The following is a 23,743-nucleotide window of genomic DNA, read 5'->3' on the forward strand; positions in this document are numbered from 1 at the left end:
CCTTTTTGTTTGTAGCCCAATGCCGGGCCAGCCGCAGCAGCTGGCGGCACCTAGTATGAAAAAACTCGATAAGCTGATTCTACAGGCCTTTGCCGGACCCTTTCTGCTCACGTTTGCCGTTGTAGAATTTATTTTCCTGATGCAGTTCATGATGAAGTACATGGACGATCTGGTAGGTAAAGACCTGGGCTTTGGGGTAATTGCGCAGTTGCTGTTTTACTTCAGTGTGCTGATTGTGCCCATTTCTTTGCCGCTGGCCGTGCTGCTGTCGTCGTTGATGACCTACGGCACGCTGGGGGAGCACCACGAGCTGACGGCCATCAAAACGGCGGGCATTTCGCTAACCCGCATTCTGCGCCCCGTGATGCTGTTCAGCCTGTTTCTAGCCGGGGGAGCGTTCTGGTTCAACAATACTATTGTGCCGCTAGCCAACCTGGAGGCGTACAGCCTGCTCTGGGACGTGCGCCAGCAAAAGCTGGCCCTGGACATCCGGGAAGGCGTGTTTTACAATGGCATACCGGGCTACACCATCAAGGTAAACAAGAAGCTGGGCGAGAACGGGGATATTCTGAAGGGCGTGATGATCTACGACCATACCCAGAGCCGGGGCGGTAGTGCCGTTATTCTGGCTGATTCGGGGCGGATGTACACCCGCTTCGGGGGGCAGTATCTGGCGCTGGAGCTGTTCCGGGGCCGCACGTACGTGGAGCAGCCCAGTGCCCAGGGTGGGGCCGGAGCCAGCTTCATCCGCCAGAATTTCGACCGCAACCTGATTACCTTCTCCCTGGCTTCCTTCGGAATGGACCGCACCAAAAAGGAGCTGTTCAACACCAACAAGATGATGCTGAATCTGGGGCAGCTCACGCACTATACCGATTCGCTGCACAACCGGGTACTGCTGGAGCGGCGGCAGTTGATTCCGCAGCTGAACCCGTACTACACCTTCCTGCGCCTGGATACGACCGGCCGCGTAGCCATGCAGCGCGTGGAAAGCTGGCAGGTGCCCGATAAGGAGCTGCAGCCGGTCAGTCTGAACGTGGCCCAGCAGGCGGCCAACCGGGCCCGCAACGTGCGCTCCTTCCTGGGTACCTCGGCCGAGCGGCTGACCAACTTGTCCAAGGAAACGGCTAACTACCGCATCGAGAGCTACCGCAAGTACACGCAATCGGTAGCCATTCTGCTCATGTTTCTGATTGGGGCTCCGCTGGGGGCCATCATCAAAAAAGGCGGTATTGGGGTGCCCATTCTGGTATCCATCGTCTTCTTTATAATTTACTACGTGGTATCCATCATGGGGGAGAAGTACGGCCGGGAGATGGTCATGCCCGTGGGGGTGGGAATGTGGCTCTCGGGTGCCGTGCTACTGCCCATCGGGCTGTTCTTCCTCTACCAGGCCCGCCACGATTCCGGCGTGCTGGACGTGGACTGGAGCCGCTTTGTACCGGGCTGGCTGCGCTGGCCCTGGCGAGGCTACAAAAAGGCGGTATGAGTAGAATGTGTTAGAATGCAGGCGAATGTGCAGAATGTGAAAAATTAAAAGCGACAACACATTCCAACACATTCCAACACATTCCAACACATTCCAACACATTATTCCGATTAACTCCTTACCTTTGCGGCCACCCCGAAATGCGGGGTGGCTTTTCTTTTTCATATTTTTTAATCTAAGACGGGGAAACCTATCTGCCGATGCAACTCACCACTGAAGCAAAACAGGCTATTTTCGAAAAAAACAGCCTGCAGAAGTCCGCTAACGACACCGGTTCGGCCGAGTCGCAGATTGCGCTGTTTACGCACCGCATTGCTCACCTGACCGAACACCTGAAGGTGAACAAAAAGGACTACTCGACCCGTCTGGGTCTGCTCAAACTCGTTGGTAAGCGCCGTCGGATGCTGGACTACCTCCAGCACCGCGAAATCAACCGCTACCGCGCCATCATCAAGGAGCTGGGCATTCGTAAGTAAGCCCACCGCCTGGAGCAGGGGACCTTCCACCACGGAAGGTTCCCTGCTCTTTTTTTGTCCGAAGCGGAGCGCACCATTTGCCGGCTTCGGGCGTTGAGTTTCCCAAAGAAGAATTTTTAGAGCAAAATAAGGCCGCTGCCGGCCTTGTTTTTACGGCTGCTCGCCCGCTGCACGCTTTCCATAAGCAACCCCTCTCAGATGCCCAATTACAACGCGGTTACCAAACACATTACGCTGCCCGACGGTCGGCAGATTTCCATTGAAACCGGCAAGCTGGCCAAATTTGCGGATGGCGCCGTAGTAGTACGCCTCGGCGACGCCATGCTGCTGGCTACCGTTGTGTCGCAGCCCAGCGCCCGCGGAGACGTGGATTTTCTGCCCCTGTCGGTTGACTACCAGGAGAAATTCGGTGGTGCTGGCAACATTCCAGGCTCGTTCCAGCGCCGGGAAGGCCGCCTCTCGGATTACGAAATTCTGGTGTGCCGCCTCGTAGACCGCATCCTCCGCCCGATGTTCCCCAAGGACTATCACTACGAGGTGCAGGTGATGATTACCCTGATTTCGGCCGATAAAACCGTGCAGCCCGATGCGCTGGCCGCGTTGGCTGCTTCGGCTGCCCTCTCCATTTCGGATATTCCCTTCGCTGGCCCCATCTCGGAGGTGCGCGTAGCCCGCATCGATGGCAAACTGCAGATCAATCCTCTCACCGCCGACATTGCCCGCGCCGACATCGACCTGATTGTGGGGGCCACGGCCGACTCGGTAGCCATGGTGGAAGGTGAAATGAACGAAGTGAGCGAGGAGGAAATGGTAGAAGCCATTGCCTTCGCCCACGAAGCCATTAAGGAGCAAGTGCGCGTGCAGCTGGAGCTGGCCGCTGAGGTGGAGAAATCCCACGTGAAGCGCGAGTACCCCAAGTACGAGGAAAACGACGACCTCAAGAAGCGCATTCAGGAAGGCGTGTACGAGCAGGCCTATAAAGTGGCGCACTCCGGCAACCCCAGCAAAGCCGGCCGCAAGGAAGGCTTCTCGGCCATCAAAAAGTCGCTGACCGAGAAACTGCTGGAAGAGCAGCCCGAGCTGGACATGAAGATGTTCGGTCGCTATTATTCTTCGGCTGAGAAGAAGGCCATCCGCGACATGATGATCAAGGAGCGCACCCGCCTCGACGGTCGTAAGCTCACGGAAATTCGCCCGATCTGGAGCGAGGTGAACTACCTGCCCGGTGCCCACGGCTCGGCCCTGTTCACCCGCGGCGAAACCCAGTCCTTGACCACGGTGGCCCTCGGTACCAAGCTCGATGAGCAGATCATCGATACGGCCATGACTTCGGGCTACAGCAAGTTCATGCTGCACTACAACTTCCCGGCTTTCTCGACCGGTGAGGTGAAGCCGAACCGCGGCCCCGGCCGCCGCGAAATCGGCCACGGCAACCTGGCTCAACGCTCCCTGAAGAAGGTAATGCCTTCTGATGATGAGAACCCCTACACCGTGCGTATCGTGTCGGACATCCTGGAGTCGAATGGCTCTTCGTCGATGGCCACGGTGTGCGCTGGTTCCATGGCCCTGATGGATGCCGGTATTCCGGTACGCGCCGCTGTTTCGGGTATTGCCATGGGCCTCGTGCAGGACAAAGAAACCGGCGAATACGCCGTGCTTTCGGACATTTTGGGCGATGAGGACCACCTCGGCGACATGGACTTCAAAGTGACTGGTACCGAGAAGGGTATCGTGGCTTGCCAGATGGACATCAAAATTCAGGGTTTGAGCGCCGAAATCATGACGGCTGCCCTGCACCAGGCCCGCGAAGGTCGTCTGCATATCCTGCGCGAGATGGCCAAGACCATCAGCCAGCCCGCCGCCGAGCTGAAGCCGCATACGCCCCGCTCGCACAAGATGCTGATTGATAAAGAGTTCATTGGGGCCGTAATCGGGCCCGGTGGCAAGGTGATTCAGCAGATCCAGAAGGATACTAACGCCACGGTTATCATCGAGGAGAAGGAGGAGAAAGGCCACGTAAGCATCTACGCCTCTAACCAGGAAGACATGCAGGCGGCCATCAGCCGCATTCAGGCCATTGCCGCGGTGCCGGAAGTGGGCGCTACATACAAAGGCAAAGTGCGCAGCATTCAGCCTTACGGTGCCTTCGTGGAAATCATGCCGGGCAAAGACGGCCTGTTGCACATTTCGGAGGTGTCGCACGAGCGTCTGGCTGCCCTGGAAGGGGTGCTGGAAGTAGGGCAGGAAATTGACGTGAAGCTGCTCGATATCGACAAGAAAACCGGTAAATACCGTCTGTCGCGCAAGGTGCTGCTGCCCAAGCCTGAGCGGGCTGCCGATTCCAACGGCGCCGCATAAGCAGGCCTTCCCGAACTTTCGCGGGTACCGGTGTGTTGGACACAATCAATGCCGGTACCCGCGTTTGGGTATCCTCCGTATAGCGGAGTAAACACGACGTTAGTAGCATCAACACTTCAATTCTCTCGCGCCCGCAATGAGACAGCTAAAAATCAGCAAGCAGATCACCAACCGCGAAAGTCAGTCGCTGGACAAATACCTCCAGGAGATTGGCAAGGTGGATCTGCTCACCCCCGATGAGGAGGTGACGCTGGCGCAACGCATCAAAGAAGGTGACCAGCAAGCGCTGGAAAAACTCACCAAAGCCAACCTGCGCTTCGTGGTGTCGGTGGCCAAGCAGTACCAGAACCAAGGCCTGAGCCTGGGTGACCTGATCAACGAAGGCAACCTGGGTCTGATTAAAGCCGCCAAGCGCTTCGATGAAACCCGGGGTTTCAAATTCATTTCCTACGCCGTATGGTGGATTCGTCAGTCGATTCTACAGGCGCTGGCTGAACAGTCCCGTATTGTGCGTCTGCCCCTGAACCGGGTAGGCTCGCTGAACAAAATCAGCAAGTCGTTTTCGGAGCTGGAGCAGAAATTCGAGCGGGAGCCTTCGCCCGAAGAAATTGCCGAAGTACTGGAACTGACTACCTCGGAAGTGGTGGATACGCTCAAGATTTCGGGCCGCCACGTATCGGTGGATGCTCCCTTCGTGCAGGGGGAGGAAAACCGCCTGCTCGACGTGCTCGAGAACGAGGACGAGGAGTCGCCCGATACCGGCCTGATGAACGACTCGCTCCGCAAGGAAGTGCAGCGCGCCCTGAGCACGCTCACCAAGCGCGAAGCCGACGTAATCACGCTGTATTTTGGCCTGAACGGGGAACACTCGCTCACGCTGGAGGAAATTGGCGAGAAGTTTAACCTGACCCGCGAGCGGGTTCGTCAGATCAAGGAAAAAGCCATTCGCCGGCTGCGTCACACGTCCCGCAGCAAAGCGCTGAAACCGTATCTGGGGTAAGTTTTTCTACCCCGCCACAGAAAACCCTGACCATTGGTTGGGGTTTTTTGTTGACTACAATCATCCACATTCTTCTTCATGCCTGAATCCATTCAAAGTTCAGTTGTTGGGCTGTTGGTGCAAGACGATAATTTTGAGGACTGGTGGCAAAGCCAGCCGGTGCCCGTGCCGTTTTTCGACCATATGCCGCTGACGGTCATCCTCAGCGGGGCAACAGCACCAACGGCCTCAGACCTAGCCGACCTGGATGACTGCCTGCGCAACTTTCTGGCGCTGGGTCCAGCCGACCGGCTAGCCGCGTCCGGCCTTGTCTGGGCCAACTATCAGGAGATGGTCGACGCAGTAGGCGAGGAAGAGTTGGACGTCAGCATTTCTGCGCCGGCCGAGGTGTGGGCGCAGGTGCGGCCGGGCGACATACATATCTCGTGGCGTGACCGGCGTGACCAGGACGTGTACCTGAGCATCGAGTGTGGCTGTGGCTGGGAAGAAGAGCACGGCCTGCAACTGGTGTTTCGACGGGGACGCATGCTCACGCGGGTCAGCCAGTACGACGGGCATCTTACGGAGGCAGATGCTTATGACCGGCCGGATGTAACCGACGCGCTGCTGTCGGCCTATAACACTACTTTTGCATTTCCAAAAAAATAGAACCTACCCGAATGAGCGAGGCAACCACTGCCGCTGAACACATCAAGTGTCTGATTATTGGCTCTGGCCCGGCCGGCTACACAGCGGCCATCTACGCGGCCCGCGCCAACCTGAAGCCGGTCATGTACCAGGGCCTGCAGCCCGGCGGCCAGCTAACCATTACCAACGACGTAGAAAACTTCCCCGGCTACCCCGACGGCATCATGGGCCCCGAAATGATGGAGGACCTGAAAAAGCAGGCCGCCCGTTTTGGTACCGATATCCGCTACGGTATTGCCACTTCAGTGGACTTCTCGGGCCACCCGCACCGCGTGACGGTGGACGAAAAGGTGGAACTGACGGCCGATACTATCATCATTGCCACCGGAGCTTCGGCCAAGTGGCTGGGGCTGCCCTCGGAGCAGCGCCTGAACGGCTCGGGCGTATCGGCCTGCGCCGTGTGCGACGGGTTCTTCTACCGCGGCAAGGACGTGGCCATTGTGGGTGCCGGCGACACGGCGGCCGAGGAGGCTACGTACTTGGCCAACCTCTGCAACAAGGTGTACATGATTGTGCGGAAAGGGGAGATGCGCGCCTCGAAAATCATGCAGAAGCGTGTGCTGGACAACCCCAAGATTGAGGTGCTCTGGAACACGGTAACCGACGAAATCCTGGGCGAGCACGCCGTGGATGGAGCCCGCGTGAAAAACGTGCTGGACGGCAGCACCCGTGACCTGGCCATTGAGGGCTTCTTCGTGGCCATCGGGCACGAGCCCAACTCCAAAATCTTCCAGCCCTACCTGCACCACGACGAGCAGGGCTACCTGAAAACCATTCCCGGCACCGCCAAAACCAACGTGGACGGCGTATTTGCTTGCGGCGACGTGCAGGACTACACCTACCGCCAGGCCGTAACGGCCGCCGGCTCCGGCTGCATGGCCGCCCTCGACGCCGAGCGGTACCTGGCCGCGCTGGGGGACCATTAGCAGTGAATGAGTGAATGAGTGATTGAGTGAGTTAGGTTAGCGTCACACTATCCATTTAGATGGGACGTTGAGCTTACTTTCTCATTCACTCATTCGCCCAATCACTCATTCACTCATTAATTTTTTGCTCTTGCTGCATTTTGTGAAACATTGGCTGCTGCCGCTGCTACTGATCGGGCTGTTTATTGGCTTGCCCGGCCAGCTGCAGGCCCAGCGGCGCAAAACACCCGAGCCCAAGGCCAAAGCCGGCTCGGCCGGCAAGCGGAAGGATTTTTTTCGCATTAAGTCGCCTACCATCCGCTACGTGCGGCCCGATACCACCATCCTGATTGAGACGGAGGAGCTGCCCGAGGAAAACTCCGACGCGGCCAAATCCATCTTCTTCAACCCCGCCAAAAAGCTCTCCATTGTGAGTGAGGATACCAGCACGCTAAACGAGGGCGTGCAGGAGATTGTGGAAGTATCGGAGCAGGTGAAAATTGACTCCTCCTGGATTAAAGTGGCGGGGTATTATGCCATTTGGGATACGCACAACATCAACCCGTACCGGGTAGATGGCCGCCGCATAAAGGACACGCTGAACCTGAAGCTGACGGAACCCGAAAAGCAGCGCTACGCCAAAATGCCCCTGACCAAAACCCCGATGACTTCGGACTTCGGTTTCCGGGGCTACCGCTGGCACTACGGCGTGGACCTGGACCTGGAAACCGGAGACTCGGTAAAAGCGGCCTTTGATGGGGTCGTGCGCATTGTAAAGTGGGACGGCTCAGGCTACGGTAATTACATCATGGTGCGCCACTACAATGGCATTGAAACCCTGTACGGTCACTTGCAGAAGTCTCTGGTGACGCCGGGCACGTTTGTAAAGGCCGGGGAGCTGATTGGGCGGGGTGGCAGTACGGGCCGCAGCAGCGGCTCCCATCTGCACTTTGAGGTGCGTTACGAAGGCAACCCCATCGACCCGGAGCAGATGTACGACTTTCCTGACTACCGGCTCATCAAAGACAATTTCCAGATTACCTCCGGTTTGTTTGCCTACTACAGTAAGTCGCTGAAGTACCGGGGAGGCAGCGTGCCGGGAGCGGGCAGCGGTAGTAGTAGCCGCAGTGGCAGTGGCCGGCCCACTCAGGCCCGGCAGGTAGTCACCCATAAAATCCGCTCGGGCGATACCCTATCGGAAATTGCGGACAAGTACGGCGTGTCGCAGGCGCAGCTGCGGCGGCTCAATGGCAACGTGGGCGTATTGCGGCCTGGCCGCACCCTGCGCATTAAATAAGTTTTCGGTTGCGAGGTGCCAGAATGATGCTGACAACTCGCAAGCGGCGACCAGCAACTGAATACACATGAAGCTTGATATTTTGGCCCTGGGGGCGCATCCCGACGACGTGGAGATGTCCGCTGCGGGTACCTTGCTGGCGGCCGTGGCTGCTGGTAAAAAGATTGGTATCGTTGATTTTACCCGGGGCGAGCTGGGTACCCGCGGCACACCGGCCACCCGGGCGCAGGAGGCCGAAGCCGCCAGCCGTATTCTGGGCCTGAGCGCCCGCGAAAACCTGGGCCTGCCCGACGGCTTCTTCCGCAACGACCGGGAGCATCAGCTGCCCGTTATTGCCGCCATCCGCCGCTACCAGCCCGATATCATCCTCTGCAACGCCATTCATGACCGCCATCCCGACCACGGCCGGGGCGCGCAGCTGGCCTCGGAATCGTGCTTTCTGAGTGGGCTGCGCATGATTGAAACCCTCGGTGACGACGGCCAGCCCCAGCAGCCCTGGCGGCCCCGGCTGGTGTTTCACTACATCCAGGACCGCCAGATTCCGGCCGATTTCGTGGTGGATATTTCGGCCCACTGGCCCAAAAAGTGGGAGAGTATCCAGGCCTATCGTACCCAGTTTCACGACCCCGAGAGTACCGAGCCCAGCACCTACCTCTCCACGCCGGTATTCAGCAACTTTATGGAAGCCCGCGCCCGGGAGTTCGGCCACCTGATCGGAGTAGAGTTCGGGGAAGGCTTCACGCGGGAGCGGCCGTTGGGCGTGCGCGAAATCACCGAGCTGATATAAGTACGCGGTCAAGCCGCAAACCGAGAAAGCCTCACCAGTCTGGTGAGGCTTTCTCGGTTTATAGGTAGTTGCATGTGCCGAAAGCGTAGAAGTACAAAGTCTGATTGGCTGACCTGAAAACGGCTCTTAATGCTTATCTATGGCTGGCGGATAAGTCAGTGAAAAGTCTGATGGTCGGGTGGATTGAACTGGCGAAGCCGAATTCAGCGTGCTACTTCGGGCATCCTCTCGGTGCAACGCCATGAGCCGCGTGGCGGGAGGACCAAGCGTTGTTTCGCACCTCATTCTTCTTCGCTCATGAAACGTGTTCCGGCCCGCCTGCCGCTTTGGTTGAAACTGGTGTTCACCGCCTTCCTGCTGGTGATGGTGCCGGTGTACTGGGTAAACTACGGCCCCACCAACTTCCTGTACTTCTGCGACGTGGCCCTGCTGCTGTGTCTGGTGAGCGTGTGGACGGAGCGCCGCCTGCCGGCCTCCATGGCCGCCGTGGGCATCCTGCTGCCGCAGGTGCTGTGGTGCGCCGATTTTGTGGGGGAGCTGTGCGGCCACCATCTGCTGGGCATGACGTCCTACATGTTCGATGAAAACCGCTCCCTGTTTCTGCGGGGGCTCTCGTTCTTCCACGGCTGGCTGCCTTTCCTCATCCTTTTTCTGGTAAAGCGCCTGGGCTACGACCGGCGCGCCCTGCCTGCCTGGACGCTGCTGGCCTGGGCGCTGTGCCTGGTGGCCTACTTCTGGCTGCCGCCCGCCGGCACGGTGCTGCCCAACCCCAAGATTCCGGTGAACATCAACTACGTGTTCGGCTTCGACGATGCCCACCCGCAAACCTGGCTGCCCGCCCCGCTGTACCTGATGGGCTGGATGCTCACGCTGCTGCTGGTGATTTACCTACCCACGCACTGGGCCCTGCGTCGCTGGCTGGCCCCGAAATCTGCCGGAGCTACGGAGCCGGCTACGTCTTCGGGCCAGTTGGCCTGGGAGCGGGTGTAGGATTCGGTAATTGTTAGCTGAACCAGTATCTTGTTATGAAAATCACGCGTATTATCCGCCCCATTACCCGGTTATTTCTGATGTCTGTCTTTGGTCCTGAGCCATCCACCGATGCCGCTTGCCAGCCCACCGCCCGCCCTGGTCGCCGCCAGCGCCTGGTGGGGGCCACCGCCACCCAATTGCTGCCGCTGCTGAAGCTACTCGACACCATCCAGCCCCAGGTTTCTAGCGACTCGGTGTTTCACCTGCGGCGGCTGAAAATTCAGGCCCACTTTGCCGAGGTGCGCCAGGAGCTGCGCACCGAGCGGCCCCGGCGCGAAGCCGTGCAGCATGCCCTCCACGCCCTCACTGAGCTGGTGCGCGAAGAAGTGCGCGACATCCACCGCGACGAGCTTCAGCAAGCCGCCAAGGAAGTAGTACTGGCCACCCTTAAGAACGCGCCGGCGCTGATTAACGTGGCCAACCAGGCGCGGCTGCTGGCGTAAAGAGCTATGCAAGCCAATTGGCTGCTGAGGTGATTTTTGCTTATATGTTTAACAAACTACTGCTTAATGCCTGTCGACAGTTTTATTCCGCAAAACAGAGTCTTAAAACTGCTAAGCTATTACAATCTGATAGGTGGTATTGCTGGTCTGTTTATACTGACATCTCATTTATCTGAGTTAGATCAATCAGCCCTACGCATTAGCGGTGGTATATATGCGGCATTGGCCTTCGTGCTCTCCATTCTCTCGTTCATCACATATCAGAAGCTGCAAGACCCTACATTGATGGGTGTTATGGCCATCCTGCAGTTACCAGTCATCCGATATGGAGGGCTGAAGTATGTGCTCAGTAATGGAGTATTAGCCGTCTTCGGCCTTGATGCCTTAAGTAATATCGGCCTGACTTTAGATGCTCTCTATGAGGTCAAGTTTAGCTTTGCCATAGCTAATCAGGAAGAGTGGTTTTTTGGCGTAAATGTAGTGCCGGCAATTATGCTGTGGTATCTGATGGTACGCTACAAGCCCACAGATTCAGCAGAAATTACAAAGCCCAAAGCAGGGTAGTCATGAGCCCAATAGAATAGTTTTTATTTCCGCTTCCCAATCAGGTAAATTATCCAAATACACATAAAGCCAAACGCCCGGCCATCTGGCCGGGCGTTTGGCTTTATGTGTATAAACTACATTCTACCGCACTCCCAACCGGTTGCGCTTCCAGGCGGAGCCGGTGGCGGCCGGTGCCTCAGCGGCGGGCGTAGCACTCGGTTTCTTCTCCGTCAGGAGCATGGCGGTGAGCACGGCGGCCAGCTTGGCGGTGGCTTCGTCCGGGGCGGCGGGCTTCAGCGACTCGGGCGTGAAGTGGTCCTTAATGAAGTTGGTGTCGAAGTTGCCGCTCACGAAGGCCGGGTGCTGCAGCACGTAGCGGCCGAAGCCCAGCGTGGTTTCGATGCCGGTAATCTGGTACTCCTCAATGGCGCGCAGCATCCGGGCAATGGCCTCCTCGCGGGTGGCCCCGAAGGTCACGAGCTTGGCAATCATGGGGTCGTAGTAAATCGGAATGTCCATGCCCTGCTCGAAGCCGTCATCTACCCGCACACCGGGGCCCTGGGGACGCACGTAGGTAGTCAGCGTCCCGATGTCGGGCAGGAAGTTGTTCTGCGGGTCTTCGGCGTACACGCGCAACTCCAGGGCGTGGCCGGTGATGGTGAGGTCTTCCTGGCGGAAGGACAGGGGCTGGCCCTGGGCTACTTTAATCTGCTCCTTCACCAGGTCGAGGCCGGTAATCTGCTCCGTGACGGGGTGCTCCACCTGCAGGCGGGTGTTCATCTCCAGGAAGTAGAAGTTGCGCTGGTCGTCGAGCAGGAACTCCACGGTGCCGGCGCCGGTGTAGTTGCAAGCCCGGGCCACGTCCACGGCGCAGCGGCCCATTTCGGCGCGTAGCTCGGGCGTGAGCACCGAGGAAGGCGCTTCCTCAATCACCTTCTGGTGGCGGCGCTGAATGGAGCATTCCCGCTCGAACAGGTGCACGATGTTGCCGTGCTCGTCGCCCAGTACTTGAATTTCGATGTGGCGCGGGCCGGTCACGAACTTCTCAATGAACACGGCCCCGTCGCCGAAGGCCGACACGGCCTCATTCACCGCCAGCTGCATCTGCTCCTCAAATTCCTCGGGCTGGTACACCAGGCGCATGCCCTTGCCGCCGCCCCCGGCCGAGGCCTTAATGAGCACCGGGAAACCTACCTGCTCGGCCACGCGCTTGGCCTCCTGCACGTCGCTGATGGCTTCATCCAGGCCCGGCACCAACGGAATGTTGTAGGCTTTCACGGCCTGCTTGGCCGAAAGCTTGTCGCCCATCACATCCATGGCTTCCGGCGAAGGACCTACGAAAATCAGGCCGGCTTCCTTCACAATGCGGGCGAATTCGGCGTTTTCGCTCAGGAAGCCGTAGCCGGGGTGAATGGCATCGACGCCCAGCTGCCGGCATACTTCCAGAATTTTGTCGCCGCGCAGGTAGCTGTCCTTGCTGGCGGGCGGGCCCACGCACACGGCCTCGTCGGCGTAGCGCACGTGTAGGGCGTTGCGGTCGGCTTCGGAGTAGATGGCCACGGTTTGCAGGCCCATTTCCCGGGCGGAGCGCAGCACGCGCAGGGCAATTTCGCCGCGGTTGGCGACCAGCAGCTTGGTGATTTTCTTCATGGTGGAGAGGGTAGGCGGGTGGGAGAGAACAACGCCGGCGGCCCAGAGGCAAAACCCTAAGCTCAGCAGGGAGTTTACTGTTCTGCTGCGCGGCGCAGGGCTTCAACCCCGGGCCGCCGGCGTAATGTAATGCCAAAGAAACGCCATTCCGGCCGCACCAGAAAACGCATCGGGCCAATTCCTATAAGGTTGGATGCCTGCCCGCGGCGGGCTACCTTTGCGGATTGCCATAACTTTGTACATTCCCCGAGCGTTATGCCCCCCAAGCATAACCGCTTGTTTTCGTTTCACATTCAACCTGTTCCCTCGTGGATCTATTTGAGAAGATTGCCGCCAACCGCGGCCCGCTGGGTAGCCATTCACACTACGCGCACGGCTATTTCACCTTCCCCAAGCTGGAAGGCGAGATTAAGCCCCGCATGATTTTCCGCGGCAAAGAGGTTCTCACCTGGAGCCTGAACAATTACCTGGGCCTGGCCAACCACCCCGAGGTGCGCAAGGCCGACGCCGACGCCGCGGCCGAGTACGGCATGGCCCTGCCCATGGGTGCCCGCATGATGAGCGGCAACTCCAACCTGCACGAGCAGCTGGAAAATGAGCTGGCCGAGTTTGTGATGAAGCCCGACTGCATGCTGCTCAACTTCGGCTACCAGGGCGTGGTGTCCATCATCGACGCCATGGTGGGCCGCCACGACGTGATTGTGTACGACGCCGAGTCTCACGCCTGCATCATTGATGGCGTACGCCTGCACGCGGGCAAGCGCTTCGTGTACGTGCACAACGACATGCAGAGCTTGGAGAAGCAGCTGGAGCGCGCCCAACGCATCATCGACGAAACCGGCGGCGGCATCCTGGTCATTACTGAGGGCGTGTTCGGCATGTCGGGCAACCAGGGCGACCTGCGCGGCGTGGTAGCGTTGAAGGAGAAATACCAGTTCCGTTTGTTCGTGGATGATGCCCACGGCTTCGGTACCATGGGCACTACGGGTGCCGGAACGGGCGAAGAACAGGGCGTACAGGACGGTATCGACCTATATTTTTCGACGTTTGCGAAGAGCATGGCCAGCATTGGTGCCTTCGTGGCCGGCCCCGAGAACGTAATTGAATATTTGCGCTACAACATGCGCAGCCAGATTTTCGCCAAAAGCCTGCCCATGCCGCTCGTAGTGGGCGCTTTGAAGCGGTTGGAGCTGCTGCGCACCCGCCCTGAGCTCAAGGAAAACCTCTGGACGATTGTGCACGCCCTGCAAAGCGGTCTGCGCGAAAAAGGCTTCAATATCGGCACCACTACCTCGCCGGTTACGCCGGTACTGCTGGAAGGCCAGATTCCGGACGCCACGCAGGTAACCTTCGATCTGCGTGAGAATCACGGCATTTTCTGCTCTATTGTGGTGTACCCGGTAGTACCCAAAGGCGTGATTATGCTCCGCATCATCCCCACTGCCGTGCATACGCTTGACGATGTGGCCATCACCATTAAGGCCTTCGAGGCGGTGCAGGAGAAGCTCTCGAAAGGGCTTTATTCCAAAGCTGAAGTGCCCGAGGGCCTGCAACGCTAGTTTGAGCTTCGCTAAGTGCAAAAGCCAGCTGCCACCCGGTAGCTGGCTTTTGTGTTTTTGTACTATTCCGTGGGTGGTAGTGGTGTGAAGTAAGGTGTAGAAGAGGCCCGGAAGGATAAAAAGCCTCCCTGTGCGCCAGAAAAGGCATTTGAAAAAAAACTTGGCAACTTGCTTGTATTTGAAATCCCTGTATATTAGGCCCGGTTAAACACTTTTTCCACACCATACAACCCCTCCCAACCATGAGCAATTTCGCCCAACTGAAAGACCTCGTTATGTCGCTGGAAGCTGACTTCGAGAAATTCTACGACAAAGGCAACTCGGCCGCTGGCACCCGCGTGCGTAAAGGCATGCAGGAGCTGAAGAACATGGCCCAAACCATCCGCACCGAGGTGCAGAACAAAAAGAACGACGGTGCTGCCGCCGCTCCGGCTGCTAAAGCTGCTCCGGCTAAGAAAGCCGCTGCTCCCGCTGCCAAGAAGGCTGCTCCCGCTAAAAAGAAGTAATGCGGCGCTACGCCTGGCGTAGCTACTCTTCTTATCGCAAAAAAAGGCCCTGCCGATTATCGGCAGGGCCTTTTTCTTTTTTTACTGGCCGGGGCGCAAGGGCTACACCAGCGTAATCAGGAAGTAGCTCTTACCCTTCTGGGCTACCAGGTACTTGTCCAGCAGCGGGGCTACGGCCGTGGCGCTCTGGTCGAGGGTTACTTTCTGGCGGTTGAGCTTCACGCCGTTGTTCTGCACCATTTTGCGGGCCTCGCCTTTGCTGGAGAAGATAACGGTGCCAGCAGCGGTGCTCAGCAGGGTGAGGGCATCCTGGCCTTCCAGCTCGGCGCGGGAAACCTCTACGTGGGGCACGCCGGCAAACACGTCGAGCAACGTAGCTTCATCGAGGCTGCTCAGCTCCCCACCGCCGAACAGGACCTGCGAAGCAGCCAGCGCGGCCTCAAAAGCCGCTTCGCCGTGCACGCGAATAGTTACGTCTTTGGCCAGGGCTTTTTGCAGCACCCGCAGGTGGGGGGCAGCGGCGTGCTCGGCCTCTAGGGCCTCAATTTCCTCCTGCGAGAGCAGCGTAAACACGCGGATGAGGCGGGGCACGTCGGCGTCGGCGGCGTTGAGGAAGAACTGGTAGAACTGGTACGGGCTCGTCATGGAGCCATCCAGCCACACGGTGCCGGTTTCGCTCTTGCCGTATTTGGTGCCATCGGCCTTGGTGATGAGTTGGCCGGTGAGGGCGTAGGCCTTGCCCTCGCCGCCCGACATGCGCCGGATCAGCTCGGTGCCGGTGGTGATGTTGCCCCACTGGTCACTGGCGCCCATTTGCAGGGTGCAGCCAAATTCCTTATAAAGGTGGAAGAAGTCGTAGCCCTGCAGCAGCTGATAGCTGAACTCGGTGTAGCTGATGCCCTCGGCGCCGGACTCTTCGTTGCCGCCGATGCGGCGCTTCACCGAATCCTTAGCCATCATGTAGTTCACGGTGAGGTGCTTGCCCACTTCGCGCAGGAACTGCAGGAAGCCAAACTCCTTGAACCAGTCGTAGTTGTTGACTACCCGGGCCCCGGTGGGCGAGTTGTCGAACACCAGGAACTTCTCCAGCTGGGCCTGAATGCCGGCCTGGTTGCGGCGCAGCGCGTCCTCATCCAGCAGGTTCCGCTCGGCCGACTTGCCCGAGGGGTCGCCAATCATGCCGGTGGCGCCGCCTACTAGGGCCAGGGGCCGGTGGCCGGCCCGCTGCAAATGCACCAGCAGCATAATAGTGGCCAGGTTGCCGATGTGCAGGGAAGGCGCGGTGGGGTCGAAGCCGATGTAGCCGGTGATGGGCGCGTTCTTCAGCAGGTGCTCCTCGGTGCCGGGCATCATGTCGTGAAACATGCCCCGCCAGCGCAGTTCGTCTATGAGGTTCAAAGTGTAAGTAGTAAGTAAGAATTAGGAATTAAGAATTGAGCCGGCGAAATCCAGAGAGGCAAACGTGCTTTCCTCAGCCGGTACCAGCCGCCCAATTCTTCCAAAGCTGTTCGGCAAAGGTAAGAGGCAGCCCGTACCTTTGGGCAGGAAGAATTGGGAAGGTGCTCACCAGTGCGCCCGCATCAATTCTTAATTACTAATTGCTCATTACTAATTAAAAATTGACTCTCTCGCCCGACGAAATCCTGAAGCAGCTCCAGCAGCGGCAGTTTGCGCCCGTGTACTTTCTGCAGGGGGAGGAGCCGTATTATATTGACCTGGTGGCCGATCTGCTGGAAAAGCACGTGCTGCCTGAGCACGAGAAGGGTTTCAATCAGGTGGTCATGTACGGCAAGGATACCGACGTGGCCGGCATTCTGGGCCAGGCCAAGCGCTTCCCCATGATGGCGGAACGCTCGGTGGTTATTGTGAAGGAGGCCCAGGCCGTGGCCGATCTGGAAAACGACAAGACGTGGCCCTTTCTGGAGGCCTACCTGCGCAATCCGCTGCAGAGTACGGTGCTGGTATTCTGCTACAAGCACAAAACCCTGGACGCGCGCAAAAAGCTGGGCAAGCTGCTGGCCGGCGACAAAAAGGAGCCCGCCCCGGCCGGCACCGTGCTCATGACCAGCAAAAAGCTCTACGATAACCAGGTGGCCCCCTGGCTGAGCAACTACGTGCGCTCCAAAAACCAGCAGATTACGCCCCAGGCCACGGCTATGCTGGCCGAATACATCGGGGGGGAGCTGGGCCGCCTCACCAACGAGGTGGACAAGATGCTCATCAACCTGCTGCCCGGCCACAGCATCGACGAGGACCTGGTGCAGCGCATGGTGGGCATCAGCAAGGAGTACAACATCTTCGAGCTGCAGAGCGCCCTAGTGCGCCGCGACGTGCTCAAGGCCAACCGCATCCTGCTCTACTTTGAGGCCAACCCCAAGAACAACCCGCTCATCCCCAACCTGACGCTGCTGTTCAACTACTTCTCCCGCCTGCTGGTGCTGCACCAGCTGCCCGGGAGCCCCGCCGAGGCCGACTGGCTGAAAATGGGCCTCCGCTTCCCCATCCAGCGCCAGGACTACCAGGTGGGCCTGAAAGTATTCGACTTCCACCGCACCCGCGACATTGTGCACCTCATCCGCCGCGCCGACGCCCAGAGCAAAGGCATCGACTCAGGCTCCATGACCGACGGCGAAATTCTGCGGGAGCTGATCTGGCTCATCATCCACCCGGTGCCGCTGCACGCGGTGGTGGGGCAGTAGAGGACGAGTTGACGTTGCCTCGGAGAGTAGGTGACGGCAGGGGGCGTGAGTAGTGTATACTTAGTTAATACGATGGAGCGTAGTCGGGTTAAACTGAAGTGGTATTGGCTGCTTGCGACGCTGTGCGCAATGGGCGCAACGTGGATGGCCTATCCGTACGACCATAGTCTGTTGCCGGCTCTGATGGGTATCGGCTTTGCCGCCTTGCTGCTGTATGCCACCATCTGGCTGCTGCGCCGGATTCTGAAACCCCGCCCCAAACGAAATGTGCCCTAACTGCTTCCCGGCCGGGATGTACGGCTTCCCCTCGTAGTGGGCCTACGAGGCCTTTGAGCAGCAACTGCTATGTAAGCCGCTGAAGCTGCTGCCCGGTGAGGTGATTCGATACACCTGCCCGGCGTGCCGGGAGGTGTGGGTGCTGTCGGAGCGGACAATGCGTGGCGGGGCTATTTTCTGCCGCAAGCCGCTGCCGACGCTTATGGGCGTCGGCGGGCCCTGCGCGCGAAGATGCGCCGGCTCGGCTGCTTGGGGCTGTTGCTGGCGGCAGGGTTGTATTGCGGGTGGCGGTGGTGGTAAGTAAGCTGCAGGTGCCGTTGTCGGGAACAGACTGGTTTGCGGGAAACACTCAACGGTACAATAAAGAGTGAGAATGTGAAACAATGTCTATACATTTGATGTATAGACATCAAATGTCTTCTCCGCAGACTGCCTAGCTGGCCGTTGCCTTTTACTCCTAGGGTGGGGCCGACATGATTTCGCAGCTCAGCGGTAAGACGCCTACTTTTCTCTAAACACGGTAGTATGAACATTCTGAACGTCATTTCCAGCCCCCGTGGCGGCGCTTCCTTCAGCATCAAGCTTGCCAACGGCATCATCGAGAAGCTGCAGGCTGCGTATCCCGGCAGCACCGTAATTACCCGCGACCTAGCCACGCATCCGTTCCCGCAGCTGGAAGAAGCCAAGCTGCAGTCCTTCTTCACGCCGCCTGCCAACCGCACGCCCGAGCAGCAGGAAGCCGCCCGTCACTCCGACGACGCCATTGCCGAACTGCAGGCCGCTGACGTCATCGTTATTGGTGCGCCGCTCTACAACTTTGGCATTCCGTCCACGCTCAAAGCCTGGATTGACCACATTGCTCGCGCCGGCATTACGTTCAAGTATGTCGATAATGCTCCCCAGGGCCTGGTAACCGGCAAGAAAGTGTACGTGGCCATGTCCAGCGGTGGCATTTACTCCGAGGGCCCGGCTGCCGGCTTCGATTTCGTGGCCCCGTACCTGCAGGCCGTGCTGGGTTTTCTGGGCATGACCGATGTAACGGTGGTGCGGGTGGAAGGCGTGTCCATTCCCGGCATACAGGACACGGCCCTGGAAAAAGCCCTGAACAGCGTGGTTATCTCGCAATCGGCGGAACTTGCTGTATAGCTGTTCTCTTGGTCCAGCAACGCCGCGTGATTAGCAACGACGAGGCTACAGCTAATCTGGTTCTGTAGCTTCTGTATGGCAGCTTGAATAGCCGTTTGGCCTCCGTAGCCGGTTTTCTGGTTGCAAATAAAGCCTGGTCAGTTTTCCAATGGAAAATCGGCCAGGCTTTGTTATTGGGTGGGGCCCCAACTGGTACCGGGCTGACGTAGTTGGAGAACTTAGAGAAATTTTTCCTCGTTAAACGGAAAAATTTCTCTAAGTTCGTTCTGTCAAACACACACCGATGGCTACTGCTGCACACCACCCGAAAATAACGGCCGTTATGCCGGCGGCTTTGCGCAAGAAATGGGCGGCCTGGGGCCGGACCGGGCAGGACGCGTACGCCCTGGTGATGGAAGCCCGCAAGGGCGTACCGGCCGCCACGGCGTTTGAGGTGGCGGAGGCCTACCAGCTGCAGGCCCAGGAGCTGGAAGCCATCTACGAGCTATCCACCAAAACCCTCCGCACCTACTCCCAGGAAAAGAAAAACCTGAGCGCCGCCAGCAGCGAGAAAACCCTGAAAATCATCAGCCTCTATAATCTAGGAGTGGAAATATTCGGGGAGGCCGCCGCGTTTCTGCGCTGGCTGGATAAACCGGCCCACGGCCTCGACGGGGAGATTCCACTGCGGCTGCTGGAAACCAGCGGGGGCATAGATCTGGTGGCCGAGGAGCTCACGCGCATTACCTACGGCGACTTATCCTAGGGCCCCGAGTATGCTGGTGTACCGCATCTGCCTGGCCAAATACGCCGACGACCTGTTTGCCTCCGGCTACCGGGCGCGCTGGAATTATAAGGATCAGTTTGTGATTTACACCGCCGCCAGCCGGGCCCTGGCCTGCCTGGAAAACGTGGTGCACCGCGGCGGAGAGGGCCTCACCGGCCAATTTCGGGTGCTGGTGATTGACGTGCCCGATGACCTGTTGGTGGAAGAGGTACCACTGAGCCAGCTGCCCCGGGACTGGGAGCAGGCCAGCCGCTACGCCGTGTGCCAGCCTCTCGGGGCCGAGTGGTACGCGCGCCGCAGCTCGGCCGTGTTGCGGGTGCCCTCGTCCATTGTGCCCCAGGAGTTCAACTACGTGCTGCACAGCCGCCACCCCGATTTCAAGCGCATCCGGATTGTGAGTCGGGAGGAGTTTCGGTTTGATGCGCGCATTAAGGCCGATGAAGTAGGGTAGCGGGGAATAAGGCTGGTGACAATAATTGTCATTCCGACCGAAGGAAGGAATCTGAGTCAACCATCTGACGGATAACCCAGATTCCTCCCTTCGGTCGGAGTGACAGTTGAAACAATATCAGCAAGCAGCAACCCGACAGGAAATACTCGGCCGCTGCAACTGCAGAATGTGCCTCGCTTGGCGTAATTTCCGGCTCCAGTAAAGTTCACTGTGCCGCATACCGTTCATCTCTCCCAGCAACTCCCGGACCTGACGCTGCCTCAGCTGCTGCAACTGGTCCCGCGCGGCTTTGTGCCGGATACGCGCCAGTACCGGGCCGTGACGCCGCTGGAGCTGACTGTGGATACCGGGCAGTTTTCAGCCGGAACGGTAGTAGGAGGAATGACCGGGCCGGAAGTGGAAGTGAGTCAAACCAAAACCGGCCTGACGCTGAGCTGCACCTGCCCGGCCGGCACGAACGACGAGCTGTGCGAAAACCAGGCCCTGACGCTGCTGGCCCTGCTGCACCGGCCGGAGCTGCGGGCGTTTTTCGACGGGGAGCTGCGCGGGCAGAAGCTGCGCGCTGTGGCCCGGGAATACGGCCTGGAACAGGCTCCCGACCTGGACGCGCACTTTCAGCTGACATTTGCCAACGGGGCCACAGCGGTAATGCCGCGCCGGGCGGATCTGCTGCCCGTGACGCCGGCTTCCAAGCAGGAACTGATGCGGCAGTTACTGCCCGCGAAGCCGGAGCCGGTGGTGCCGGGAGCAAATGGGCAACGGCTGCTGGTGCTGGCCCGGCATCGGTATTATAGCCACCTTACGCTGCACCTGGTGGAGGCCAGCCTCACAGCAGCGGGCAAACCCAAGAACCCGCTGACGCTGCTCAACCCCCTGGACGGTATCTGGCAGCTGACCAACCCGGCGGAGCTGAAGTTCTACACCGGCCTGGCCCGCTTCCAGCACAACTACGACGAGGAACGCACGCCGGCGGCCGTGGAGGCCTTGCGGGCGGTAGTGCAGAATCCGTTTCGGCTGCCCGTTTTTGCGTACCGCGGCCCCCAGGGCGACAAGCTCACGGCCGCGGCGCTGGTGCCGGTGCGCCTGCACAGCGCCCGCCTGCAGCTGCGCCTGCAGGTAACTCAGGAAGACGAATTCTACCAGATAACTGGCCAGCTGCTGCTCCACGACCAGGCCCTGGATCTGGAGCAGCTTACCCTGCACTACGACTACTTCGTGGCCCTGCACGATGATCTGTACCTGCTGGATGACCTGGACCTGTGGCGGGTGGTGGAGTTTTTCCGGCAGCGCAATAACGCCTTGCTGATTCACCAGTCGCAGTTTGCGGAGTTCCGGGAGGATGTGCTGACCAACCTGGAAAACCGCCTGCAGATTCACTACGCCTACCTGCGCCCGGCCACCCGGCAACAGCTGGCGGCTGCGGGCTTCGACGAGGCACCCGAGCCGGTGCTCTACCTTTCCGATGCCGGCCCCCACGTGGAGCTGCTGCCGGTGATGCGCTACGGGGAGCGGGAGGTGTCGGTGCTGAGCAAGCAGCAGCTCCAGGCCACCGACGCTTTGGGCCGGGCCTTCACCGTGAGTCGTAATGCCCTGGCTGAAGACCGGTTGGTGGCGGCCGTGTTGCGGCCCTGGCCGGAACTGGCCGGGCAGCAAACCCCCGATTCCTTTTACCTGGCCCGGCATGAGTTGCTGGACGCCGACCGAGTGCTGCCCGCCCTGGAACACTGGCGGCAGGAAGGTATCCGGGTGCTGGGCTTCCGGCAGCTCAAGGATAACCGGCTTAACCCGCACCCGGCCCGGGTGTCGGTACAGGTAAGCAGTGAAACCAACTGGTTTGATACCAGGCTGGCGGTGCGGTTTGGCAAGCAGCACGCCACACTACCGCAACTCAGCCAGGCCCTGCGCAACCGCCGCCGCTACGTGGTGCTGGATGATGGCAGCCACGGCGTGCTGCCCCAGCAGTGGCTGGAGAAATTTGCCCGCTACTTCGCCGCCGCCGAGCTCATCGACGGCCAGCTGCGCACCCCACACAGCCAGTTTGCCGCGGTGGAGGAACTGTACGCGGAGGATGAGCTGCTGCCCTCGGCGCGGCAGCGGCTAACCGAAACCCGCGCCGCCCTGGCCGATTTCACTGGTATTGCGCCCGTAGCGGTACCCGCCGGCCTGCACGCCACCCTGCGCGACTACCAGCGGGAGGGCCTCAACTGGCTGAATTTCCTGGATACGTTCGGCTTCGGGGGCTGCCTGGCCGACGACATGGGCCTGGGCAAGACGCTGCAGGTGCTGGCCTTCGTGCTGCACCTGCGCGCGGGCGGCCGTACCGGACCCAGCCTGGTGGTGGTGCCCACGTCCCTGGTGTTCAACTGGCAGGCCGAAGCCGCCCGCTTCGCTCCCGACCTGCGGGTGCTAGTGTGGCACGGCGCGGGCCGCCAGCGCACCCAGCCGGATTTCGCCGACTACGATTTGGTGCTGACTACCTACGGCACGCTGGTGTCGAATTTGCGCCGGCTGAAAGCCCAGGAGTTCGAGTACGTATTTCTGGATGAGGCCCAGGCCATCAAAAATCCGGCTTCGTTGCGCTACCGGGCCGCTTGCCAGCTGCGGAGCCGGGGGCGGGTGGTGCTCACGGGCACGCCGCTGGAGAATAATACCTACGATATTTTCGCGCTGCTCTCGTTTGCCTGTCCGGGGTTGCTGGGCACGCTGCGGCAGTTTCGGGCGCAGTATGCCACGCGCATTGATAAGTTTGGGGATGAGCAGAAGGCCCGGGAGCTGCAGCAGAAAATCCGGCCCTTCGTGCTGCGCCGCACCAAGGCCCAGGTAGCCACCGAGCTGCCCGAAAAGACGGAAATGGTGCTCTACTGCGAGATGCCGCCCGAGCAGCGCCGCGTGTACGAGGCCTGCCGCCAGGATTTCCGGAATCTGCTGCTGGGCCACCGCGAAGATGTAATGGCCCGCAACCATGCCTCGGTGCTGCGGGGCCTTACGCGCCTGCGCCAAATCTGCGACTCGCCCGCTTTGCTGCCCGATCTGGAGGATTATGGTTCCACCTCGGCCAAGCTGGCCGTGCTGCTGGAGGAAATTCAGAACCACGCCCCGGAGCACAAAATCCTGGTGTTTTCGCAGTTCGTGGGCATGCTGAACCTGGTACGGCCCATGCTGGATGCCCACGATATTCCCTACGAGTACCTCACCGGCCAAACCCGGCAGCGCGGGGCCGCCGTGCGGGCATTCCAAGAGCGGCCCGAGGTGCGCGTGTTCCTTATCAGCCTGAAAGCCGGCGGTACCGGCCTTAACCTCACCGGCGCCGACTACGTGTACCTGCTGGACCCCTGGTGGAACCCCGCCGTAGAAAACCAGGCCATCGACCGGGCCTATCGCATCGGCCAGACCAAGCCCGTAGTAGCCGTGCGCCTCATCTGCCCCGGTACGGTGGAGGAGAAAATTCAGCACCTGCAGCAGTCCAAGCGGGAGCTGGCCCAGGGCCTGATCCGCACCGACGCGGCCCTGCTCAAATTCCTGACGCCCCAGGAACTGCTGGCGCTGGTGGGTGAGGAAATGTGAAGGTGAAACCAACAGCCCGTCATTCCTCGGCTGCGCTCAGAATGACGGTCGAAATGTCATTTGCCCGATAAAATCCGCAGCTTTACACCATTCCAACCAGCCCCGC

The 23,743-nt window shown here is 59.6% G+C and carries 20 protein-coding genes and 1 pseudogene; 19 read left to right on the plus strand and 2 right to left on the minus strand.

What is annotated here, in order from left to right; translation table 11 throughout:
• Positions 1-55 precede the first annotated feature (55 nt).
• The 11 genes from ACN19L_RS02445 (at position 56) to ACN19L_RS02495 (ending at position 11,038) form a co-directional block, all read left to right on the plus strand.
• A complete protein-coding gene (locus tag ACN19L_RS02445; RefSeq protein ID WP_426491962.1) occupies positions 56-1,489 on the plus strand; it encodes an LptF/LptG family permease in 1,434 nt (477 codons plus the stop codon).
• A 200-nt stretch (positions 1,490-1,689) separates the two neighbouring features.
• Positions 1,690-1,965: a 30S ribosomal protein S15 gene (rpsO, locus tag ACN19L_RS02450; protein ID WP_226268668.1), complete on the plus strand. Its 276-nt coding sequence runs from the start codon at positions 1,690-1,692 to the stop codon at positions 1,963-1,965.
• A 198-nt stretch (positions 1,966-2,163) separates the two neighbouring features.
• Positions 2,164-4,323, plus strand: a complete 2,160-nt coding sequence (pnp, locus tag ACN19L_RS02455) for a polyribonucleotide nucleotidyltransferase (RefSeq protein WP_426491963.1) — start codon at positions 2,164-2,166, stop codon at positions 4,321-4,323.
• A 136-nt stretch (positions 4,324-4,459) separates the two neighbouring features.
• Positions 4,460-5,323 (plus strand): sigma-70 family RNA polymerase sigma factor, encoded by an 864-nt coding sequence (locus ACN19L_RS02460; protein WP_022823752.1) that lies wholly within the window; start codon positions 4,460-4,462, stop codon positions 5,321-5,323.
• A 78-nt stretch (positions 5,324-5,401) separates the two neighbouring features.
• Positions 5,402-5,971, plus strand: a complete 570-nt coding sequence (locus tag ACN19L_RS02465) for a DUF6985 domain-containing protein (RefSeq protein ID WP_426491964.1) — start codon at positions 5,402-5,404, stop codon at positions 5,969-5,971.
• Between the two features lie 11 nt (positions 5,972-5,982).
• Entirely contained in the window at positions 5,983-6,936 is a 954-nt protein-coding gene (gene trxB / locus ACN19L_RS02470) for a thioredoxin-disulfide reductase (RefSeq protein WP_426491965.1), read from the plus strand.
• A 142-nt stretch (positions 6,937-7,078) separates the two neighbouring features.
• Complete coding sequence (locus ACN19L_RS02475; RefSeq protein WP_426491966.1) at positions 7,079-8,212, plus strand: peptidoglycan DD-metalloendopeptidase family protein; 1,134 nt, start codon at positions 7,079-7,081, stop codon at positions 8,210-8,212.
• 67 nt (positions 8,213-8,279) lie between these two features.
• Positions 8,280-8,999 (plus strand): bacillithiol biosynthesis deacetylase BshB1, encoded by a 720-nt coding sequence (gene bshB1 / locus ACN19L_RS02480; protein WP_426491967.1) that lies wholly within the window; start codon positions 8,280-8,282, stop codon positions 8,997-8,999.
• Positions 9,000-9,296: 297 nt separating this feature from the next.
• On the plus strand, positions 9,297-9,989 hold the full coding sequence (locus ACN19L_RS02485) for a membrane-associated protein (protein WP_426491968.1): 693 nt from the start codon (positions 9,297-9,299) through the stop codon (positions 9,987-9,989).
• Between the two features lie 35 nt (positions 9,990-10,024).
• Positions 10,025-10,474 carry a hypothetical protein gene (locus ACN19L_RS02490; RefSeq protein WP_426491969.1) on the plus strand — a complete coding sequence of 150 codons (450 nt, stop codon included), beginning with the start codon at positions 10,025-10,027 and terminating at the stop codon, positions 10,472-10,474.
• A 66-nt stretch (positions 10,475-10,540) separates the two neighbouring features.
• The gene (locus ACN19L_RS02495; RefSeq protein WP_426491970.1) at positions 10,541-11,038 is read left to right on the plus strand and encodes a hypothetical protein; all 498 of its coding nucleotides are present in this window, start codon (positions 10,541-10,543) and stop codon (positions 11,036-11,038) included.
• Positions 11,039-11,161: 123 nt separating this feature from the next.
• On the opposite strand, the gene accC is transcribed toward ACN19L_RS02495, so the two are convergent.
• A complete protein-coding gene (gene accC, locus ACN19L_RS02500; RefSeq protein ID WP_426491971.1) occupies positions 11,162-12,670 on the minus strand; it encodes an acetyl-CoA carboxylase biotin carboxylase subunit in 1,509 nt (502 codons plus the stop codon).
• Between the two features lie 308 nt (positions 12,671-12,978).
• Between accC and ACN19L_RS02505 the strand changes: the two genes are divergently transcribed.
• Together ACN19L_RS02505 and ACN19L_RS02510 are read left to right on the plus strand one after the other, a co-directional pair.
• Positions 12,979-14,229 carry an aminotransferase class I/II-fold pyridoxal phosphate-dependent enzyme gene (locus ACN19L_RS02505; RefSeq protein ID WP_426491972.1) on the plus strand — a complete coding sequence of 417 codons (1,251 nt, stop codon included), beginning with the start codon at positions 12,979-12,981 and terminating at the stop codon, positions 14,227-14,229.
• A 242-nt stretch (positions 14,230-14,471) separates the two neighbouring features.
• Positions 14,472-14,642, plus strand: a pseudogene (locus ACN19L_RS02510) (histone H1); the annotation flags it as partial.
• Positions 14,643-14,837: 195 nt separating this feature from the next.
• Here the strand turns inward: ACN19L_RS02510 and tyrS are convergent.
• Positions 14,838-16,133 (minus strand): tyrosine--tRNA ligase, encoded by a 1,296-nt coding sequence (tyrS, locus tag ACN19L_RS02515; protein WP_426491973.1) that lies wholly within the window; start codon positions 16,131-16,133, stop codon positions 14,838-14,840.
• Between the two features lie 221 nt (positions 16,134-16,354).
• Between tyrS and holA the strand changes: the two genes are divergently transcribed.
• The 6 genes from holA to ACN19L_RS02545 all read left to right on the plus strand — a co-directional run bounded on the left by holA (position 16,355) and on the right by ACN19L_RS02545 (position 23,637).
• Positions 16,355-17,434, plus strand: coding sequence for a DNA polymerase III subunit delta (gene holA, locus ACN19L_RS02520; protein WP_426491974.1), 1,080 nt, complete (start codon positions 16,355-16,357; stop codon positions 17,432-17,434).
• Between the two features lie 129 nt (positions 17,435-17,563).
• Positions 17,564-17,710, plus strand: coding sequence for a hypothetical protein (locus tag ACN19L_RS02525; RefSeq protein WP_426491975.1), 147 nt, complete (start codon positions 17,564-17,566; stop codon positions 17,708-17,710).
• A 525-nt stretch (positions 17,711-18,235) separates the two neighbouring features.
• On the plus strand, positions 18,236-18,856 hold the full coding sequence (locus ACN19L_RS02530) for an FMN-dependent NADH-azoreductase (protein WP_426491976.1): 621 nt from the start codon (positions 18,236-18,238) through the stop codon (positions 18,854-18,856).
• A 283-nt stretch (positions 18,857-19,139) separates the two neighbouring features.
• A complete protein-coding gene (parS, locus tag ACN19L_RS02535; protein ID WP_426491977.1) occupies positions 19,140-19,601 on the plus strand; it encodes a type II RES/Xre toxin-antitoxin system antitoxin in 462 nt (153 codons plus the stop codon).
• A gap of 10 nt (positions 19,602-19,611) precedes the next feature.
• Positions 19,612-20,073 (plus strand): RES family NAD+ phosphorylase, encoded by a 462-nt coding sequence (locus ACN19L_RS02540; protein ID WP_426491978.1) that lies wholly within the window; start codon positions 19,612-19,614, stop codon positions 20,071-20,073.
• Between the two features lie 210 nt (positions 20,074-20,283).
• Entirely contained in the window at positions 20,284-23,637 is a 3,354-nt protein-coding gene (locus tag ACN19L_RS02545; protein WP_426491979.1) for a DEAD/DEAH box helicase, read from the plus strand.
• Positions 23,638-23,743: the final 106 nt, after the last annotated feature.

Source organism: Hymenobacter sp. 102, assembly GCF_049949205.1.
In the GTDB taxonomy this organism is placed as follows: Bacteria; Bacteroidota; Bacteroidia; order Cytophagales; family Hymenobacteraceae; genus Hymenobacter.

Bases quoted from the DNA above. Each gene is read 5' to 3' on its own strand.
- ACN19L_RS02445 (WP_426491962.1), top strand. From the start codon at position 56: ATGAAAAAACTCGATAAGCTGATTCTACAGGCCTTTGCCGGACCCTTT.
- rpsO (WP_226268668.1), top strand. From the start codon at position 1,690: ATGCAACTCACCACTGAAGCAAAACAGGCTATTTTCGAAAAAAACAGC.
- pnp (WP_426491963.1), top strand. From the start codon at position 2,164: ATGCCCAATTACAACGCGGTTACCAAACACATTACGCTGCCCGACGGT.
- ACN19L_RS02460 (WP_022823752.1), top strand. From the start codon at position 4,460: ATGAGACAGCTAAAAATCAGCAAGCAGATCACCAACCGCGAAAGTCAG.
- ACN19L_RS02465 (WP_426491964.1), top strand. From the start codon at position 5,402: ATGCCTGAATCCATTCAAAGTTCAGTTGTTGGGCTGTTGGTGCAAGAC.
- trxB (WP_426491965.1), top strand. From the start codon at position 5,983: ATGAGCGAGGCAACCACTGCCGCTGAACACATCAAGTGTCTGATTATT.
- bshB1 (WP_426491967.1), top strand. From the start codon at position 8,280: ATGAAGCTTGATATTTTGGCCCTGGGGGCGCATCCCGACGACGTGGAG.
- ACN19L_RS02485 (WP_426491968.1), top strand. From the start codon at position 9,297: ATGAAACGTGTTCCGGCCCGCCTGCCGCTTTGGTTGAAACTGGTGTTC.
- ACN19L_RS02490 (WP_426491969.1), top strand. From the start codon at position 10,025: ATGAAAATCACGCGTATTATCCGCCCCATTACCCGGTTATTTCTGATG.
- ACN19L_RS02495 (WP_426491970.1), top strand. From the start codon at position 10,541: ATGCCTGTCGACAGTTTTATTCCGCAAAACAGAGTCTTAAAACTGCTA.
- accC (WP_426491971.1), bottom strand. From the start codon at position 12,670: ATGAAGAAAATCACCAAGCTGCTGGTCGCCAACCGCGGCGAAATTGCC.
- ACN19L_RS02525 (WP_426491975.1), top strand. From the start codon at position 17,564: ATGGGCGCAACGTGGATGGCCTATCCGTACGACCATAGTCTGTTGCCG.
- ACN19L_RS02530 (WP_426491976.1), top strand. From the start codon at position 18,236: ATGAACATTCTGAACGTCATTTCCAGCCCCCGTGGCGGCGCTTCCTTC.
- parS (WP_426491977.1), top strand. From the start codon at position 19,140: ATGGCTACTGCTGCACACCACCCGAAAATAACGGCCGTTATGCCGGCG.
- ACN19L_RS02540 (WP_426491978.1), top strand. From the start codon at position 19,612: ATGCTGGTGTACCGCATCTGCCTGGCCAAATACGCCGACGACCTGTTT.